13 protein-coding genes and 1 tRNA gene are annotated in these 18,888 nt (G+C 52.4%); 6 read left to right on the forward strand and 8 right to left on the reverse strand.

Annotated features, from left to right (window positions below):
- Positions 1-14: 14 nt before the first annotated feature.
- Both IPG22_16000 and IPG22_16005 read left to right on the forward strand, forming a co-directional pair.
- The gene (locus tag IPG22_16000) at positions 15-6,254 is read left to right on the forward strand and encodes a carboxypeptidase regulatory-like domain-containing protein (protein MBK6589793.1); all 6,240 of its coding nucleotides are present in this window, start codon (positions 15-17) and stop codon (positions 6,252-6,254) included.
- Between the two features lie 156 nt (positions 6,255-6,410).
- Entirely contained in the window at positions 6,411-6,605 is a 195-nt protein-coding gene (locus tag IPG22_16005) for a hypothetical protein (protein MBK6589794.1), read from the forward strand.
- 330 nt (positions 6,606-6,935) lie between these two features.
- Here IPG22_16005 and IPG22_16010 read toward each other — a convergent pair whose 3' ends face one another.
- The 3 genes from IPG22_16010 to IPG22_16020 all read right to left on the reverse strand — a co-directional run bounded on the left by IPG22_16010 (position 6,936) and on the right by IPG22_16020 (position 8,774).
- Positions 6,936-7,754 carry a YwiC-like family protein gene (locus IPG22_16010; protein ID MBK6589795.1) on the reverse strand — a complete coding sequence of 273 codons (819 nt, stop codon included), beginning with the start codon at positions 7,752-7,754 and terminating at the stop codon, positions 6,936-6,938.
- A gap of 5 nt (positions 7,755-7,759) precedes the next feature.
- The gene (gene ric, locus IPG22_16015) at positions 7,760-8,500 is read right to left on the reverse strand and encodes an iron-sulfur cluster repair di-iron protein (GenBank protein MBK6589796.1); all 741 of its coding nucleotides are present in this window, start codon (positions 8,498-8,500) and stop codon (positions 7,760-7,762) included.
- Positions 8,501-8,698: 198 nt separating this feature from the next.
- A tRNA-Phe gene (locus tag IPG22_16020) sits at positions 8,699-8,774 on the reverse strand.
- 106 nt (positions 8,775-8,880) lie between these two features.
- Here IPG22_16020 and IPG22_16025 point away from each other — a divergent pair.
- Positions 8,881-9,324 carry a hypothetical protein gene (locus tag IPG22_16025; GenBank protein ID MBK6589797.1) on the forward strand — a complete coding sequence of 148 codons (444 nt, stop codon included), beginning with the start codon at positions 8,881-8,883 and terminating at the stop codon, positions 9,322-9,324.
- 2 nt (positions 9,325-9,326) lie between these two features.
- Here the strand turns inward: IPG22_16025 and IPG22_16030 are convergent, their stop codons facing one another.
- The 3 genes from IPG22_16030 to IPG22_16040 form a co-directional block, all read right to left on the reverse strand.
- Positions 9,327-10,712, reverse strand: a complete 1,386-nt coding sequence (locus tag IPG22_16030; protein MBK6589798.1) for a VWA domain-containing protein — start codon at positions 10,710-10,712, stop codon at positions 9,327-9,329.
- Between the two features lie 79 nt (positions 10,713-10,791).
- Positions 10,792-11,031, reverse strand: coding sequence for a hypothetical protein (locus IPG22_16035; protein MBK6589799.1), 240 nt, complete (start codon positions 11,029-11,031; stop codon positions 10,792-10,794).
- A complete protein-coding gene (locus IPG22_16040) occupies positions 11,028-13,385 on the reverse strand; it encodes a serine/threonine protein kinase (GenBank protein MBK6589800.1) in 2,358 nt (785 codons plus the stop codon). The genes IPG22_16035 and IPG22_16040 overlap by 4 nt, the downstream gene beginning before the upstream one ends.
- Before the next feature lie 346 nt (positions 13,386-13,731).
- Between IPG22_16040 and IPG22_16045 the strand changes: the two genes are divergently transcribed.
- Together IPG22_16045 and IPG22_16050 are read left to right on the forward strand one after the other, a co-directional pair.
- A complete protein-coding gene (locus IPG22_16045) occupies positions 13,732-14,199 on the forward strand; it encodes a (2Fe-2S)-binding protein (protein MBK6589801.1) in 468 nt (155 codons plus the stop codon).
- Between the two features lie 7 nt (positions 14,200-14,206).
- Positions 14,207-16,312, forward strand: coding sequence for a xanthine dehydrogenase family protein molybdopterin-binding subunit (locus tag IPG22_16050; GenBank protein ID MBK6589802.1), 2,106 nt, complete (start codon positions 14,207-14,209; stop codon positions 16,310-16,312).
- Position 16,313: 1 nt separating this feature from the next.
- Here the strand turns inward: IPG22_16050 and IPG22_16055 are convergent, their stop codons facing one another.
- Positions 16,314-16,463: a hypothetical protein gene (locus IPG22_16055; GenBank protein MBK6589803.1), complete on the reverse strand. Its 150-nt coding sequence runs from the start codon at positions 16,461-16,463 to the stop codon at positions 16,314-16,316.
- Between the two features lie 573 nt (positions 16,464-17,036).
- Here IPG22_16055 and recA point away from each other — a divergent pair.
- Complete coding sequence (recA, locus tag IPG22_16060; GenBank protein MBK6589804.1) at positions 17,037-18,050, forward strand: recombinase RecA; 1,014 nt, start codon at positions 17,037-17,039, stop codon at positions 18,048-18,050.
- Here the strand turns inward: recA and IPG22_16065 are convergent, their stop codons facing one another.
- Positions 18,051-18,860, reverse strand: a complete 810-nt coding sequence (locus IPG22_16065; protein ID MBK6589805.1) for a hypothetical protein — start codon at positions 18,858-18,860, stop codon at positions 18,051-18,053.
- Positions 18,861-18,888 lie beyond the last annotated feature (28 nt).

Here is an 18,888-nt window from a genome sequence, read left to right on the forward strand (position 1 = left end):
CGACAATTATTTCAATGACCGCCGCGGGCTCAGGCTCCGCGGCTTTTTCTTTTCTCGGAGATATATATGGATCTCTCGATACTAGTGCCATAACAGGAACTGTTGTGCATGCCCAGCCCGCACCAACGTGCGTGCCGCCGCCGCCGAATATGATCAGCTGGTGGCCTGGCGATGGCAATCCCAGCGATATTGTCGGAACGAATGACGGCACTCTGGTAAACGGTGCGGCTTTCGCACCGGGCATGGTCGGGCAGGCATTCAGCCTTCAGGCTTCCAACGACTATGTCGATCTTGGCGGAGGATTTAACCTAACCAATATGACTTTGGATGCTTGGGTTCTGATAGATCCGGCAACCAACACCGGAAATATACGTGTAATAAGCAAAGACAATTATCAACTTCCGGGTGCGAGAAAAACATTTATTCTAAAGTCCAGCGCTCCAGGTAGCGGAGGAGTGGATGGCGGGGCCCTGTTCCAGGTATTAACCGACGATGAAGGATTCGACGTTGTGGGAGCACCGTCCGCATTGACTGCTGGATGGCATCATCTTGCCGGAGTAAGGGACGTTTCAGCAAATCGATTTGAACTTTACGTTGATGGAGCAATGGTCGCAAGCAAAACTCCGACCGTACTCGGATCGATCGACTCTGATGTTCACACCGTGATAGGTACGATGAATCCAAGTTTGCTTGGCGAGAATTTCCTGGGGCTCATCGACGAAGTCGAGATCTTCAGCCGTGCCCTCACTTCGCAAGAGTTGGCATCGATCTACAACGCCGGGAGTGCGGGAAAATGCAAGACGGGGGCCTGTACGCCGCCGCCGCCGAATATGGTCGCCTGGTGGCGAGGCGAGGACAATGCCAATGACGCGATCGGTGCAAATAATGGAGCGTTGCTCAATGGAGCCACCTTTGGCAATGCAGTCGTTCATAAGGGCTTCTTATTAGATGGAGTAGATGACTATGTTCGATTTCCTGCTTCAACCAGTCTCGACGTCGGTTTAAGTGACGGACTCACGGTCGATGCGTGGATCAAATCGGCGAACTCGGACGTGGGTGAGCCCTTGAGACCTATACTCGAATGGAGCGGCGAACCAGGCGATCCGAACGGGTTTGGTTCACATTTCTATTTATCCTCGGGACTCGGCGTATTGTTCGCGAACCTGGTCGACACCAGTGGTTCTTTCCACGTTTTAGAATCTGCCCCGGGTGCGATACCCCCAGGTTCCTTCAGTCACGTTGCTTTGACCTATAACAAGACAACGGGAATCGCGAGGATGTATCGGAACGGCGAGATCGTCGCCAGCGAAAATCTCGGTTCTTTCACACCAATGACATCAAAGAATCTATACCTCGGAGCCAGGGTTACTGACGTATACGGTGATCCCGGATACCGGTTTGCCGGAGAGTTCGATGAAGTAGAGGTATTTGCCCGTGAGCTCGCTCAAAGCGAGCTGCAAGCTATTTTTAATGCGGGGAGTGCCGGTAAGTGCGTCGCATCCTGCACCCCGCCTCCGCCCGATATGCTCACTTGGTGGCCGGGTGACGGCAACGCGAACGATATTCAGGGGCCGACTTTCGAAAACGGGGTGACATTTAACGGAGTAACATATGCTCCGGGAAAGGTTGATCAAGCTTTTAGCTTTAACGGAGTTGATTCGTACGTCCGAGCGAATAACACGATAAATATCGATGGCGGGACACAGGCGACTTACGATGCCTGGGTATATCCGACGGCGGTCCCGGAAGCCGGTCTTTATTTTGGGATTTTGGGTGCAGGTGATTCGACCGTGCCCACCTGGACGACGCAACAATGCAGGATTCTCTTCTGGAATCAGGCTGGTCCTCCAACAGGAACACAGGCTCTGATCGCACAGGCAAGATTTTATGTCGACTGCGGCCTTGATGATAACGAGAACCGAATTGGCCGCCTCAGCTCTCAGAACTACCCTATAAACGCCTGGCATTTCGTCGCGGCGACCTTCAACAACGGATCACTCGATCTGTATGTTGATGGTGTGCTGGATAACGGAGATTTGACCGGTACAGGCGGCAGTTCTATCAACACGAACGCACTCGATTATGTTTGGATCGGAGCTCATGTCAGGAATGACAGCTCACTCGTCACCGTCCCGTTCGCGGGACTGATTGATGAGGCGGAGATCTTCAACAGGGCACTTGCCCCAACAGAAATCCAGGCGATATACAACGCGGGCAGTGCCGGTAAGTGTAAGACCCAGAGTTGTACCCCGCCTCCGCCGAATATGGTGAGTTGGTACCGAGCAGAAGACAACGTTGACGACACCATCTCCGGTTTCAATGGGAACGCGCAGCTCGGAGCAAATTTTGCTGCCGGAAAAGTGGGACTTGCTTTCAATTTTGATGGGCAGAATGATTATCTGACGATCCCGCATTATGTTGCCCAGAACACCGGTGCTCAGATAACTATCGATGCATGGATCAATCGGGAGTCGCCAAGAATTGGTGCTACCATCTTCCAAAAGAGATCGCCTGATAATATTGGCGGATATGTCTTCGAAGTTACCGGTCAAGATGAAAATGCACTGCAGTTTGTGCTGATGATCGACGGAGTTTACCACTTCGTAACTAGCCCGCCGATATTGTCGGTCGGGGTTTGGCAGCACGTTGCTGCAACCTACGACGGGCAAGCAATGAAGATCTATATTGATGGTTTAGAGGTTGCAAATGAACCGCTTCAGGGAGTGATCGATCCGACCGAAGATCCGATAGTTATCGGGCGGAATGAGGTAAATAACGGTTTTGCATGGCATGGCCGTATAGACGAGGTCGAACTCTTCAATAGGGCTCTTTCACAAAACGAGATCCGGGCAATATACAATGCCGGCAGTAACGGCAAGTGTCTGCCTTCGGTCACGCCGACGCCGACTCCAACCCCGACGCGAACACCAACTCCATCACCAACACCGACCCCGGGCGTGTGCATCACGGATCCTGTCGTGGTCAACGCCAATAATAGCGGGCCCGGCAGCTTGAGACAGGCAGTTCTGGATGCGTGTGATAGCAGCTTGATCACGTTTGATCCCGCGATCACTTCTATCGACCTCGAAAGCGAGATATTTATCGATAAAAGCCTGACGATCGATGGCGGGAATAATATGGTGAGGATCTCAGGTCAAGGCATGAACCGGGTGTTCACGATCGGGCCGCTGATCGGCAGGGGTGATTCTCCTGGCGGCGTCGGAATCTACGCGACGCTCAAATCACTTACGATAACCGACGGCTTCCGATATAACGGGGGATGTATAGCTAACCTCGATGGCTCGACCCTGAATATCATCAAGTCAGCCGTAACCAACTGTAACGCAGCACCGTTTCCAGATTCTCCCGTAAATGGTGGCGAGACTAGGCCAGCTGCCGTAACCGTCTCGGCGGGCGGCGGTGCCGTTTTCAACCAGGTCTTTGGAACGGTGAACATTACTGATTCGACGATCTCCGGAAACTCATCGAATGGAGCACCCGGCGGCGGAATCTACCACGAAGGTGGCCAGATGACTATAACGAGGTCGACTATTTCCGGCAACAGGACGAACGGAGGTGACGGCGGCGGCATTTATGTAATGAGTATTCCGCTTCCACGGCAAAATCCGGGGCTTGCCCTTGAGCCGGTCTTGAATGTTGCCAATTCAACTATCTCCGGTAACTCCACCGCTATCATGCCGGTCGAGACGGTTCCGAACCCCCTTGAGTCAGGTTCCGGCGGCGGTATCTATGCTGGTTACGGCTCTATCGTGAATCTCTTGAACGCGACTATAACGAACAACTCTACGCCCGGCAGAACAGGAGCAGGAGTTCGCCTGGATAACCTTTTGATGCGACCGCGGGAAGTAATACCTTCTGGGACCAGCCCCGAAAATGGAGTACCTGTCGGTTCGGTTCGAAATACGATAATTGCCGCGAACGGAGAGGCCATAGACGTTCGGGGTGCCTTCTATTCAACGGGTTACAACCTGATAGGCAACGTAGGCGATGCCACTGGCTTCGGTTCGATCGGGGATCAGATAGGTAATCCCAACCTGCCGATCAACCCGCTTCTTGGACCCCTTGGTTCGAACGGTGGTCCGACGCAAACACATGCCTTTCTTGCCGGCAGCCCGGCGATCGATAAGGGCGGCACTGCTCCCGATCTAAACACCGATCAGCGAGGCGAAGGCTTCCTCCGGGTTGTTAATAACAGCGGAGTGCCCCCTGCCCCGGAAGGCAATGACTCGGATATCGGCGCTTTTGAGGTACAAGCAGTAGCACCGACTCCAACGCCGACGCCAACCCCGACGCCTACGCCTACCCCGACGCCGACACCAACGCCGACACCAACGCCGACGCCGACGCCAACGCCGACACCAAGTCCGACACCCAGTCCGACACCAAGTCCGACGCCAAGTCCAACACCGAGTCCAACACCGAGTCCGACGCCAAGTCCAACGCCGACGCCGATCCCTGTTGGACCTTTGTTCTCAGTGAATTCGGTGACACGCAACGAGACGAATGCGGGTACCACCACGTTCAGCTTTGAGGTGATCATTACTGAACTGCCGCCACTTGGGGCTCCAGCCAGGACGGTAGATTTCACAACAGTTGACGGAACCGCCACGGTTGGAAATAACGACTATGTGCCTCGTTCGGGAACCATAACCTTCGCGTCTGATTCACCGACGCTGCAAAGGATCGATGTTCTTGTTAACGGCGACATAACTTTCGAAGCCAACGAGGTCTTCTATATCCGCCTTTCAAATCCGGTTAATGGCACCGTTTTAGGGAACGACGGGGTGGGAACGATCTTTAACGACGACGTTGAGCCTTCGTTCTCGATCAATGATGTTTCAGCTAATGAAGGTAATGCGGGAACGACGGCGTTCACGTTTGCTATCACTCGTTCGGGCAACCCGACGTCGTTCAGTTCGCTGGTGACCTATTCGACGGCGAACCAGACAGCAGCGGCACCGGGCGATTACACTGCGGTCTCGAACGGCACGGTCACATTCTTACCAACCGATACGTCGAAGACGGTCACGGTTCTTGTCAACGGCGATACCGTTGTCGAGCCGAATGAGACGTTCCTCGTCGACATGACGACCGTTTCGAACGGCGTCATCGGCAGAGCGACCGGAACCGGAACGATCCTTAACGACGACGGCGGAATAACGCCGACGCCGACGCCGACGCCGGCCGGAACCCCGACGCCGACACCGACACCGCTTCCAACGCGGCCGGAAGGCGACGTGGTCGACGGCAGCGGCGGACCGCTGGGCGATAATCAGGTCCTGTCGAACGACGTTTCGTACATCCGACAGGTCGTTCTCGGCAACCTGCCGGCGATCCCGGCGGGAGCTCAGTTCCAGGCAGCGGACGTCAATCTAGACGTTCCGGGAGCCTGCGGAAACGCCCAGATCGAGGCCGGCGACGTGACCGTCATCCGCGGCTACAACCTCGGCGTGCTCAACGGCGTGCCGATCACGACCAAACCAGTCTGCGGCCCGACCGCTCCGGTGACGACCTCGCCCGTAGAGCCGAACGCTCGAACGGCTTCACCTGAAGTTGGGCGAACTATTCGGGCGGTGAACACTCAATGGAACTTTACGCCGACGGTAACCGTCGATCTCCAACTTGATGCCATAGGCGATGAGGCATCGACCAGCTTTTCGTTGAACTGGAATCCTGCGATCTTCACGTACGTGAGTTCTAACATGGGAGGAGGTACACCGGCGGGCACGAACCTCGGCCTCAATACAAACCAAACCGGGCAAGGACGTCTCGGTGTGCTGCTGGATGCAACGAATACCTACGGAGCAGGCCCTCGGCAGCTATTGACGATAACGTTCTCAGTTGCTGCTAATGCATCGCCGGGTGTATATCCAATAACGTTCTCTGACACTCCAACCGCTAAAAGCGTTTCGAGTGCTCAAGGAGCATTGCTTCCTACGACGTTCGAAGCGGGGAATATCGTCGTCCACCCGACAGCGGCTGGCGTCTCAGTCTCAGGCCGCGTCATAAATGCAAACGGCCAAGGCGTGAGAGGAGCAACGGTCGTTATCACCGATCCGTCGGGCAACCGACGGGCGGTAACGACAGGCTCGTTCGGCTTCTACAGCTTCGATAGTATTGAGGCGGGCCGTGCCTACATCGTGAGCGTCAGATCAAGCCGTTACCGCTTCTCGGCGAGAACGGTCACGGTACGAGATACGCTGACTGATATTGACTTTGTTGCACAAGAATAGGGATCTTGTGCAACTCAATATTCTACGGGCGGCTCACGCGAGCCGCCCTTTTTAGTTGGTTCAATCGCGAACCCATCGATTTGCTTGACATAACCGACCGAGGTTGTTGTTGCTTTCCCAAATCACTTCTAGAAATGCCCGACAAGAAATCGACTTATGTCGCAGACCGAAGCAGTCATAGGAAAGGAGAAAAGGTATTCGAGCCCGGAGCCTCAATTCGGCGAACCCTCTGACGTCAGCTTTCCCGATAAAATTGAGGATTTGATTACCAATATCGTTGAACCGGCAATAAAGGTGATCGTACGGGACCGCCTTGGCGTTAGTCTCGCCCGGACGATGAACGGCAGATGAATTGCGACTGTTGACCTGGTCAGTGAGGTCAAGACCCATATCGTAGCTCTCGAATAGCCAATTTGGAGCGACTATGAATTAGGTCGGGCAGACGAAGCCGGCTAGGGCATTGCGACTTCTTCAAAGAGCCCTCGATCTGCTCTTGGCCCCGCCAGACCGGCGGGGCCTTTTGTTGTCGAATTCATTTCGGGAGAAACCTTGTTCTCCCGTTTTGGATCCATCGTGGCTATTGCACAAAAATTTCTCAAACAAACAGAAAGGAATTATGAGAAGATCCGTGAGTATCAGCGTAAGCCGATCCACCCTGTGACATAACCAAAAACGGGGCTGTTAGATTCCGACGTAATGGCCGATTATCAGAGCAAGGATCGTCAAGGTGCCATATATGACTTCGCCTATGCCGATCTTTGTTGCTTTGACTTTCTTGCGATAGGACGAGAGTCCGATTGCAGAGCGGACAAGAAGTATCAGGAACATCGGCACAGGCAAATACGGTGCTAAATGATCGATCGCGAGAACTAATACTAGGCCCGCTGCAGCCGCGTGAGCACTGATCGGTACTATCCACGAATAAGTTTTGCCTTTTTCAAGTCTTAAACGGTTTCGGACGTAAAGGATCGATGGGATCAGCCTCGCCGTGATTATTGCCCACAAAGATAATGACTTTGGATAACCCCACCCGGCGGCGAGAGCGATAACCGCGATCGACGCAGTAAGGGCAGTTGAACCTAAGAGCTCGGCGAGCAAGCTGCGGGATTTCCGGTTGGCATCGCAATAGATCTGATATACCGCAAATGGGAGGACAAGTGCGAACGGGATAAAACTCTCAGGCCGCGTATTAAAGGCAGCCCCGACAGCCCCGACACAAAATATCGAGAAGAAAGCTGCCGCAAATTTAAGGGCCAACGTGGTTTGAGGCAGGCTTCTTCCCGCCAACCCGCCAGAAAGGATAACTTTTAGAGGTTGCCGAAGCAGGAACGCGCCGATCACCAGAATGGCGATCCATGGTGCGGCGATCGAAGGGGCGATCGCGATCCCGCCAACCAACGGTTCCAATAGAAAGCCCCAAGATCCGTGCTCTACCGGCAATGCGACGGCTTTGGCTCGGATCTTGGGGAATCGATCGATCGGAGGTGCTTCTAATAACATTCGCACTAATTAACTACGGGTGAGAAGACGATCTGCTCCATTTCAATAGCACGCGGAAACAGCAAGTTATTTTCCAGATGGATATGCTGATGCAAGTCGCGTTCGAGCTCGCCGAGACGAAGGTAAAGTGCGGTAAAGCTCGGGCAGGCTTCTGCCGGCAGCGTGTAATCGTTCGTTACCGCCCGCATCTTGGCCAATAATTCCCCGACCTCGTCGTGTTCTATCTCCATCATATTTACTGGGTGCCGAACCGTCCCGAAGGGCGGATACGATACATTTAGATGATTCGCATAACTATATTCGAGTTTTTGAATATATGGAAAAAGCACCATTTCCTCTTTCATCATATGCGGAGCCAGATCTTCGCACAGCGACTGAAAAAGGCCCTTTAGCTCGATCAGGTATGGGTTGTGCTCACCATGCCGGGTCGCCACCTTGGCCATCAATGGAGTGAGATGGTACGTTTCATCCTTTGTGTAGACATGATGTTTGTCAAGAATGTGATCAACGAGATCGCTCAGCCGCATCTCGGCAAAGGAGTCCTGGTCGCCCGCGTTCGGCAGATCCAGAACGCCGTCTATCTTCTGGATGACGGTTTCCGGATTAGCTCCGACATTCCGGCATGCCTCCTCGAACGGAGTATTTCCGTGGCAGCAGTAGTCGATCTTGAATTCCTCAAAAACCCGTGTTGTCACAGGCATAGCGAGGGCGATCTCGCGAACCGTTTTACCTTCAACATTTATCATCAATTTTTCCTCCTAACCTCAAGCTTCAAAAAAGAAGTTTCGTCGGTTTGATCTGTAATAAATATGATTTGGCTCATGTTCGCAAAAATAAACGGTATCAGCTTAGCCATTACACCCTGCCAAAATCGCTCAATTTCCGGCTTTGACGCACAAATGCTAAAAAGGACTTACGAGATAACTCGTAAGTCCTTTATTATCTGGTGGCCAGAGACGGGGTCGAACCGCCGACACGCGGATTTTCAATCCGCTGCTCTACCAACTGAGCTATCTGGCCGAATTTCGCATCTAAGTCGAAGCAGAACGCGAATTTGTAAGTGTAAATAAGCCGTTTCGCGATGTCAAATCATCGGTGTTAACCTTTTCTTTACGGGGTAATAATTATGCTAAAGGATCTATCCATTTCTGTCTTGATCTTTCTTGTTTCTATTGGTGCGGGCTGCGGCGGTTCGGCGGGTGTTCCGGCAGGGAATTCCGCGAACAAAAATGGGAACGTGTCGAATGCGAATGCAGCAACGCCGGTGAACGCGGTTCCCGCGAACCTACCTGCCGGGGTCTCGACCACGCCTCTGTCTCCTGCGAACGCAGCAAATGTTTCGGCGGCAAACGGAGCAACGCCTAAACCGGTAACGACACCCGGCATTCCGAGTCCCGCGGAGTTGAAGAAACAGGCTAAGCCCGGAACGACTCCGACGCCCGGAATTCCTTCGGCTGACGAGATGCGAAAAGCCTTTTCAAAACCGGCTGCAAATGCGAATTCGGCTTCGCCGTCGATGATGAAGGAAGTTCCAATGATGAGATCAACGAAGCCGGCGAATAAACCGTAAGGTTATTTCGCGGCGGTTACTGCGGTGACCGTTGCGAAAACGTTTTCACGCTTGGCTTTGATCTTAAGTTTTGGCGACCCTCCGTTTGCCGACGGATCCATCGCGGAGCGAAAGGTGACGTTGTAGGCGGAGCGCATTTGCAGGACGATATCTTCGTAAGCCTTTTGGATCTGGCCGATCTGCGTTATCGGATAATAGACGCCGCCCGACATCTGAGCTAGTTTTTCGCCCTCGCCCTCACTCTTGGCGGTGAGCGACATGTATTTTTTCCGAAGGGGATCGATGTCGGCATTCAAATTCTGCGCGGCGAGAGCTATCAGTCCCGACGGAACGTAGAGCGGATATATCAAAGCACCGCTTTCCTGGATCGAGCCCGTAAGGGAATCAAATGCAAGAAAAGACCGGTTGTCGTCGCCGTCTGTGAGCACCACAATTGCCGTCCGTTCGCCTTTGAGAGGGCGAAGCGTGTCGGCGATCGTGTAGGCAAGGGCATCGTAATATGCGGTGCCGCCGCCCGCGTCGAAAGTGTCGAGGCTGGTTGAGAGTTTTCCTTTATCCGTTGTGAAGGTCGAGAGCAGCTTAACGTCCTCGTTAAAAATAACGATCGCTACCCGATCCTGAGCCCCGACCGTGTCGACAAAATTCCGCGCCGCCTTTCGAATGAAGTTAACGTAATTTTCTACGCTTCCCGAAACGTCCAGAAGCAGCACAAGATTGAACGGAGCTTCTGACCGCTCGACCGAGATGATCTCGCGGGGCGTTCCGTTCTCTAAGACCTCAAAATCATCAGCGTTCAGGCCCGGGATGGAGCGGTTCTTGAGATCGGTCACCCGAACGAGTGCCGTTTTCGTCTCGGCATTTACTCCGGCTGCCCGATCTGATCGCGGTGCGAAACTTGGTTCGAGTCTCAACGGCGGCAGTGTTCTCGCGTAATCGCCGAAATACTTCGGCGACGCCCTACGGATCGCTTCCATCAGCAGGGAATCGCCGCTGCGGATGATCGCTTTTGCCGCGTTCGTCAGCGGCCTTTCCCTGAGGTCGCTCAACACCTCGTTTGGGGGAACGTTCAGCAGAATAATGCCGCGAGCGGTCGTTAGATCCAGCGAAACGGTTTTTGGCTTAGAAGCAGCTCCAGCGGGAGTGTTCTCTTCTTCTCCTATTTTCTTCTTCTCTTCCGCCTTCACGTGAACGCCTTTGATCTCAAAACGTCCCGCGGCTCGCTCTTTTACGGCGGCGATCTCAAAATCGGCGAGGTATCTCGGACGTGATTCGGTCCATTGCAGCAGATATTTGAGGTCGTTTGCCGGAACGTCCATTGCGAGCGTTCCAGTGTCGCTTTTTGCTTCGATCGAGGCGAAATTTCCGCTGACCTCGATCGCTCCGCTCAAGGTTTCGATCTTAAGATCCGTGCGTTCGGGAAGCGTGACAACGAGGTCGAGTTTCGCCGTCCCAGTTTATCGAGATCGTTTATCTTCCGCCCTGACCATTATCTGACCTCGGACGCCGACACCCTTTTGCGGACGAGGCAACGATGCCAAAGCCGGAAGGTGCGGTTTTCACGGTTACACGTCCATTTTTATTGACGATCTCGACGGTCGAGCCTTCGGCAAAATTCAGAGCGCGCCGTAGATCCTGCGAATATGCCGAACAGCACATCGCGATCACAAAACTGCATGATATAAAGAACTTTTTGGCCGAAAAGGTCATCTGCTCGGGTTGCTTGAGATCCGGCCGGATTGGATCAGGCGAGCCCTGACGCGTTCCTGCCACTTTTTCTTTGGACGCCCGTCGTCCTCAAATCGTTCGATGAGATCGTTCATCGATTCACCGCCCGCTAGCCGGGTCTTCAAATAGAGCAACGCTACAATGATAGCAGAAAACGAGATGGTAATGAGCTGGATCGGTAGCCAGATTATCTGGATAAGCGACTCCAGTATCGTCCGTTTTACGCGGGTCCGCATGTCCATTTTTCCGCGTTCGCGGATCGGTGGACGGCCGCTGAGACTGATATTTATCCCGTTTTGACCGTCTTTTGTCTCTGCATCAGCGGGCGGAGCTGTACCTTCAGCGTTGGTCTCGCCTTCCTGTTGCTCCACCTTGACGTCATCTTTCTTAGGCGTGGGATCGAATGCTTTCGCCGTCACGTTCACAAAGAATGACAACGTTCCCGCAAGCAGCATCGGGATCACGAACATAAATAGCGAGGCTCCCAAGGCGGTTGTAAATGCCCGTCTGGTCAGTGCCCGGGAACGTTTGAAGCCCTCGCGGATGCCGAGGTTCTCCATCATTGCGACGGGCGTCATCACCATACACCAAACATATGAGGTGAAAAATGCGGCAGTGGCGGCGATCGTTGATGCAATGCCGCCGACGACCTGATAGTAAAGATCTACGCCGATGCCCATCGAGATAAGTGCTGCTCCGCCGCCAAACACCGCGAACGCGAGAGCCGCTGCAACAGCCGCGAAAACAAAGGGTGTAAACGCCGCAGTCGCTCCGCTCGTGAGGATCCGCTTCCATTTTCGGCGGGCTTCGCCAAGTACCGGGCGAAGCCGGATCGGCCTTAACGGTACCGATAAATACTGCGTGACGAGCCACACGATCGACCCCACTATCAAGGTCGCGCAAAAGGCGCTTACTAGGGTGAGGACCAAAACGACCACGCCAATAAGGATGTTTCCCGTAGCCTCGGGAACCAAGTCGCTGACACGAAGAAATCCCACTATTATCTGGAGTGCGGTAAGCAAGATCACCGGCAGCTCAAAGATCGTGGCGAGCAGCAGAAATTTCGGCAGGTGCTCGCTGTATATGACGAGCGCTCGCCGGAGCAGGGCAAAGATGCCTTCAGATCTGGAAACGAGTTCGCTCGCGAATGCTTCGGCGCTTTGCGGCCGATGTTCCGGCTCTTTGGCCAAAGCGGAGTGAATGACCCGCTTCATTTTCTTTCGCACCTTCTTCGCATCCAGTGGTTTTGGGGCGACGTTTTTGTGCGATTCCATTACGTCCTTGAAATCGCCCTCGAACGGCGGTGCTCCCGAGAGCATCTGATACGCGATCACGCCGAGGCTGTAGATGTCTGAGCGGGGATCGAGATGTTCGCCGCGGCATTGCTCGGGCGACATGTAAAGCGGCGTTCCTAGAACGGCTCCAACACGCGTGAGTTCGGCTGAATTGTTCGATTCGTAGAGCGAGCGAGCCGTCGTTTGGGCATTCGTCCCGGCGGCTTCGGTCGGTGCTCGATCATCGATCATTCGGGTGCCGACCGAGTCCTGAAATTCACCTGAGAGATCTCCGTCGTTAAAAACCGCGGTTTTGCCTTCAGATGCGATCGGTTCTAGATGCAATGTGCCGGCCTCTGAGACCAATGTCTGCTGCTCTGCGGTACCTGAGATCGTATTTCCGTCGGAAATATGCGTTCCTATCGCACCGGCTTTTGTTCCCTCGGGATCCGTCCCGCCAAAGGTCGTGTTTGCGCCCGCGATCACGGTATGCGTCGAGCGGCGATATTCCTGCGGAATTTCACCGCTTGCCGGAATATCAACATGATCCTCGAGCTTTGCGATACCGAAATCCAGCACTTTGACCGTATAGCCGCCGCGCTGATTTGGTTCGAGCCAGATGTTGTCGGGTTTGAGGTCGCGGTGAATAATGCCCTGATCGTGGGCCTCCTGAACGGCCGAGCAGACCTGTTCGAGGATGTCGAGTGTCCAGGCGACAGGCAGATTTTTTTCTTCGTCGAGGATCTCGCCGAGCGTGCAGCCGTCGAGATATTCCATCACAAGATAAGCGACCTGGCCTTCCTTTGTCTCGGAAAATCCAAAGTCAGTGACGTTTACCACATTCGGATGCCGCAGTCGTCCGGCAGCTCGGGCTTCGCGCCGAAATCGCTCGACAAATTCCGTCCGCTGCATGAACTGGGGCGATATGATCTTCACCGCCACAGGCCGCTCGGTCCCAAGATGCGTCGCCAGATACACCGTTCCCATACCGCCGCGGCCAAGCTCGCGTTCAATATGATATTTACCGTCCAGCGTCTGGCCTGCGAAATCGAGAAGATCCATAGTGTAATAGAGCAAACTCTAACGGTTTTACTGCTAACTATGCAAGTATTTACGACCCGCAGGCCGGATTAGTTTTTGCTTTTAAGTAAGGAAATGTAAATTGCAGAAGTGAACGAGACGGTCGCGGAGATATGAGGCCCCCGGATCAGCCCGAACGAGTTCGAAAAGCAATTCGAAATTTCAAAAAATGAAAAGGCAGGCAGATCAACCAGAAACGGTAGTTCGCGTGAGCGTCGTGTCCAGTTTTACTTGACCATATCAAACCGGTATCCATATAATCCTCATAATTCAAATTGTGTTTTTTTATGAATTGAATAGTGACTAAGTTTAACAAAAGTAACTTCTTATGGCAGTAGTAAGCTTAAACATAAATGGTAAAACGTTAAAGGTTGATGCTGATCCCGGAACACCTCTATTGTGGGTACTGAGAGATCATTTAAATCTTGTGGGCACAAAATTTGGCTGCGGCATCGCACAATGCGGTGCATGTACCGTTCACGTAAATGGCAGCGCTGTACGTTCCTGCGTATTACCGGTTTCATCTGTAAAAAACAATGCCGTTGTTACCATTGAGGGGTTAAGCGAAACAGGTGATCATCCGCTGCAGCAGGCATGGGAAGAACTGGATGTTTCTCAATGTGGTTATTGCCAGGCGGGCCAGATCATGAGTGCAGCCGCATTATTAAAACGCAACACAAAGCCAACAGATAACGATATTGATAATGCGATGTCGGGAAATATCTGCAGATGCGGAACACATGTCCGTATCCGTAAAGCAATTCATTTAGCGGCGAAACAACAAAGCAGCAAATAAACTAATCATGCCAACAACATATTCAAGAAGAAACTTTCTTAAGGTATCTGCTTTATCTGGTGGAGGTATGCTAATCAGTTTTAGTCTATTTAACCTGCCTGCCGAAGCAAAAGTATCGGAGGAAATGGTTTTTGCTCCAAATGCGTATATCAAAATTGCTGCTGACGGCACCATTGTGTTGTTGGCACCGAACCCGGAAATTGGCCAGGGTGTAAAAACATCGTTACCCATGATCGTTGCCGAAGAATTGGGTGTTGATTGGAAAAAGATCAAGGTCGAATTAGCACCATTAGACGGCAGAATGGGCCGACAAACAGCCGGAGGTAGTGGATCAGTAAGAGGACGGTTTACAGAGTTGCGTACAGTAGGAGCAACAGCACGTGAAATGTTGACGACTGCTGCAGCGAAAACATGGAATGTTCCTGTAACTGAATGCACGGTTGAAAACGGAGAAGTGATCCATAAGGTAAGCGGAAAAAGATCGAGTTATGCATCGTTGGCGTCTGCAGCAGCAAAACTCGAAGTGCCGGCCAAGCCAACGTTAAAAGACCCGAAGGAATTTAAGTTGATCGGCACAAGAGTTAAAGATGTAGATGCACATAAAATTGTAACCGGTCAGCCGTTGTTTGGAATCGATACAAGAAAAGAAGGAATGCTTTTCGCCATGGTAAGCCGTCCGCCGGCTTATGGAAAAACATTAGGCGAAGTGAACGATGCAGCTGCCCTGAAGATCGATGGCGTTAAGAAAGTAGTAAAGATCAAGAACGCAGTTGCCGTGCTTGCAACCTCTACATGGGCTGCAAGAAAAGGAAGAAATGCACTGGTGATCCAATGGAATGCAGGTGAAAAACTGGAGAACACTTCCGAGCATTTTGCAGCGTTTAAAACTTTGCTTGATAAACCTGCACCAACAGAGCCCGCAAGGAATGACGGAGATGTTGATGCAGCGAAACAAGGTGCCGCACAATTTCTTGATGTAACGTATGAGATACCTGCACTCGCGCACGGACAAATGGAGCCGCTTAATTTTTATGCGAATGTGAAAGATGGGAAGGTGGAATTGTTTGGTCCAACACAAGTACCCGGGGCAGTAAGAACCGAAGTATCGAAACAATTAGGAATTGCGGAAGGAAATATAACCATTTCATCGCCCCGCCAGGGTGGGGGTTTTGGCAGAAAGTTAATGACCGATAATGGCGTGGAAGCCGCATTGATCTCTGCAGCGGCACAATGTCCAGTGCAGGTGCAATGGACACGTGAAGATGATATGCAGAATGATTTTTATCGTCCTGCAGAAATGTGGAGATACCGGGCAGCACTTTCGGTTGACAATTTATTATCCTGGCATCAATCGGGTGTTGGTATTGGTCGTGGTGTACGTGGTGACAGTTATGTTGCAGGAAGTATTGCAAATTACCGTGCCGAAGGACAAGGCTTTACAAGCAATACGCCAACAGGTTTTTGGAGAGCTCCCGGGGCAAATACGCTTGCATTTGTTGCTGAAAGCTTCATGGATGAAGTATGCACCGCATTGAAAAAAGATCCGGTAGCATTTCGCCTGGAGTTGTTGAAGAAAGCAAAAGAACAACCTGTCGGAAGGATCAATTATGACCCGGAGAAGTATAAAAGTGTGATCGACCTTGTCGCAAAGATGAGTAAGTGGGGTACGAAAACACCCGGCGTATTCAGAGGTTTCTCAACATGGTTCTCGTTTGGCTCTTATGTGGCGCAGGTGGTTGATGTGCAATTGGTAAATGGACAACCGAAGGTTAAGAAAGTTTTTTGCGCAGTAAACTGTGGCCGTGTAATTAATTTGAGCGGTGCAGAAAACCAGGTGCAGGGTTCAATTGTCGATGGCATCAGTCATGCCATGTTTCCGAAAATTACTTTTGTAAATGGTGCTGTGGCCGAAACAAATTTTCATGCCTATAAGTTTTTACGCATGAAAGATGCTCCAACCGAGATCGATGTGCAGTTTGTTGAATCGAATGAGGCACCTTCAGGATTAGGTGAACCGGCTTTGCCGCCTGTTGCCGCAGCTCTTGCAAATGCGATCTTTGCAGCGACCGGCAAACGATTACGCAAGTTGCCATTCGCCGACCAACTGGTTTAGATCAGTTTGATATGGTCAAGTAGAAATGGATACGGCCAGGGGCCGAGTGGCAGACGGTCCGTCCGTAGAAGCCTTCGATACGACTGAATGGTTCGCTTCGGACTTCTTCGACCTTGCGAAAAGCACCGCCTTCGAGCAGTTCGGTTTTCAATCTGGCCCAGAAACTCTCTGCCTGAGCGTGATATTAACAATTGCCTTTTTTCTGCTCGGCGGAGCGTCGAAGCAGAGAATGGCGACGCGATCCCACGCCCCTAATTGGTCAAAGAACGAACTGCCAAAAAACCTTCGACCTATCTGCCAAATACCTCTACCGATCTCGCTCTTTTGTTAAGACAAACGGGCGGACTCCTTCGAACAATCTGCCCTGCTTGTACATATTCATTCGATAAACAGGGGTGTTTTGAAAAAGTGTGAATCGTTTCACACTTTTTGAGCAAAAAAGTTGGAGCACATCGAAATGCAAAATTTGGGGGCGCTATTTTTCGTGTAATTGGGCACTCGTGGGATGCTCGAATTCGGCGGAGAAGTTTCTGTTGATATTTATCTCCATTTCCGCTAATATTTGGGGAAATTCAGCGACCAGCTAACTTTTTTCATCATTTCTCATATTCTTTGAGAATTTACGTGTTTTATTTGTGAAACGCGGTCGCATTTGTGTTAGATTATTTTTATCGAAGTAATTCGGTTCATGGATTTGCAGAAAATTGGATGGGAGAACTAGAAAATGAGCTTAGATAAAGGAAAAGCGATCGAGTCTGCGTTGATGCAGATCGAGAAAAAGTTTGGCAAAGGGTCGATCATGAGGCTTGGCGAGCGGCCACATGAGGATATCGGAGCGATCTCGACAACGTGCCTCAGCCTGGATGCGGCGATCGGCGTCGGCGGATTTCCGCGCGGCCGTATCATCGAGGTTTACGGGCCTGAGAGTTCGGGTAAGACGACGTTGGCGTTGACCGTGGTCGCTTCGGCCCAGAAAACGGGCGGCGTTTGTGCTTATATCGATGCCGAACACGCGATGGACCCGGAATACGCCACAAAGCTCGGCGTCAACATCGACGACATGTTAATCTCGCAGCCCGATTCCGGCGAGCAGGCTCTCGAGATCGCCGAGACGCTTATCCGTTCGAACAGCGTGGATGTGATCGTGATCGATTCGGTCGCGGCCCTTGTTCCGCGGGCTGAGCTTGATGGCGAAATGGGCGATTCGCTGCCTGGACTGCAGGCACGGCTGATGTCGCAGGCACTTAGAAAGATCACAGCGATCGTTTCGAGTTCAAATACGTGCTTTATCTTTATTAACCAGCTTCGCGAGAAGATCGGCGTGTTCTTCGGCTCACCGGAGACAACGACCGGCGGCAAGGCGTTGAAATTCTACGCCAGCCTTCGCCTCGATATTCGTAGAATTGGTGCTATTAAAGATGGCGACAAGGTCGTCGGAAACCGCACTCGCGTTAAGGTAGTGAAGAATAAATGTGCACCGCCGTTTCGTGAGTCGGAGTTCGATATTATGTACGGAGAGGGAATCTCGCGGACCGGCGATCTGCTCGACCTGGCGGTAAATCACAACATCGTCGATAAATCAGGAGCATGGTTCTCGTACAAAGGTGAACGCCTCGGCCAGGGCCGTGACAACGTCAAGAACATGCTGAAAACGAATGTCGACCTTCTCGAACGTATTGAAACGGACGTGAAGGCCGAACTTGGTTTTCCTGACTCTACGGCAGCGGCCACCGCGTAATTAGGGCTTCGTTGCCGGTTTCTTGACCGGCGGTGGAGGTTTGGGATAGACGATATCCTTTCGATCAACGGTCGGTGTCGGACGTGGCGGGTCGGCACCGATCGGAACAACCCAAATCTCGTAATTCGGCTGTTCTTTGAACCCGCCGTCGATCGCCGCAACCCGGTCATACGGCGTACCGGCTTTAGTTATATACGCTTTCATCCGTCGCAAGACATCGGCTGCGTAGCCGCGGACGTTAGTTCGGCCCGCGTAACCAATGATATAGATACGGTCGGGAGCCTGAGCTAAGTAGGTTACGATACTGTCGAGTTTTCCCGCTTCGTCTTTTTCGGGAAGGTCACCGAATTCATCCACCTTTTTCGCTGGTGCGGCTACCGGAACGGTCACGGTAGCGCGGTTCGTGCATTCGAATCCATAGCCACCGATCAGCAGGTCCGCAATGATCTGACGGTCATTGCCGGCGCCGGTCGAGTCAACCGTGATATTGCGAGTACCCTGCCCTGAAGTGATCGTGCCGGAGGAGATGGACCAACTGTAGATCGGCTGAACGCTCGGGTCTCCGCCACCAATATTTGCCGCCACGGTAAGTTGCTCACCATCCTTTAACGGACGGTTGGGGCCCTGGATCTGGATCTGAGGGCACGGGATCACGGCAGGCGCCGGCGGCTGAGTGTTCGGCGGCTGGTTGGTTGCCGGCTGATTGGGTGCTTGAGGATTGGGCTTTCCCTGTGGAGGAGTTTGAGCGATAGCTGCGACGGTGCAGAGCCCAAAAACCGCCGGTAGTATGCTGATAACCAGTTTTTTCATAATTTAAGGCCTCCGTTTAGATTTGGGT

The sequence above is a fragment of the Acidobacteriota bacterium genome (assembly GCA_016703965.1).
Lineage (GTDB): Bacteria > Acidobacteriota > Blastocatellia > Pyrinomonadales > Pyrinomonadaceae > OLB17.

Bases quoted from the DNA above. Each gene is read 5' to 3' on its own strand.
- IPG22_16005 (MBK6589794.1), top strand. From the start codon at position 6,411: ATGTCGCAGACCGAAGCAGTCATAGGAAAGGAGAAAAGGTATTCGAGC.
- IPG22_16010 (MBK6589795.1), bottom strand. From the start codon at position 7,754: ATGTTATTAGAAGCACCTCCGATCGATCGATTCCCCAAGATCCGAGCC.
- IPG22_16065 (MBK6589805.1), bottom strand. From the start codon at position 18,860: ATGAAAAAACTGGTTATCAGCATACTACCGGCGGTTTTTGGGCTCTGC.
- IPG22_16035 (MBK6589799.1), bottom strand. From the start codon at position 11,031: ATGACCTTTTCGGCCAAAAAGTTCTTTATATCATGCAGTTTTGTGATC.
- recA (MBK6589804.1), top strand. From the start codon at position 17,037: ATGAGCTTAGATAAAGGAAAAGCGATCGAGTCTGCGTTGATGCAGATC.
- IPG22_16045 (MBK6589801.1), top strand. From the start codon at position 13,732: ATGGCAGTAGTAAGCTTAAACATAAATGGTAAAACGTTAAAGGTTGAT.
- ric (MBK6589796.1), bottom strand. From the start codon at position 8,500: ATGATAAATGTTGAAGGTAAAACGGTTCGCGAGATCGCCCTCGCTATG.
- IPG22_16040 (MBK6589800.1), bottom strand. From the start codon at position 13,385: ATGGATCTTCTCGATTTCGCAGGCCAGACGCTGGACGGTAAATATCAT.
- IPG22_16000 (MBK6589793.1), top strand. From the start codon at position 15: ATGACCGCCGCGGGCTCAGGCTCCGCGGCTTTTTCTTTTCTCGGAGAT.
- IPG22_16050 (MBK6589802.1), top strand. From the start codon at position 14,207: ATGCCAACAACATATTCAAGAAGAAACTTTCTTAAGGTATCTGCTTTA.
- IPG22_16025 (MBK6589797.1), top strand. From the start codon at position 8,881: ATGCTAAAGGATCTATCCATTTCTGTCTTGATCTTTCTTGTTTCTATT.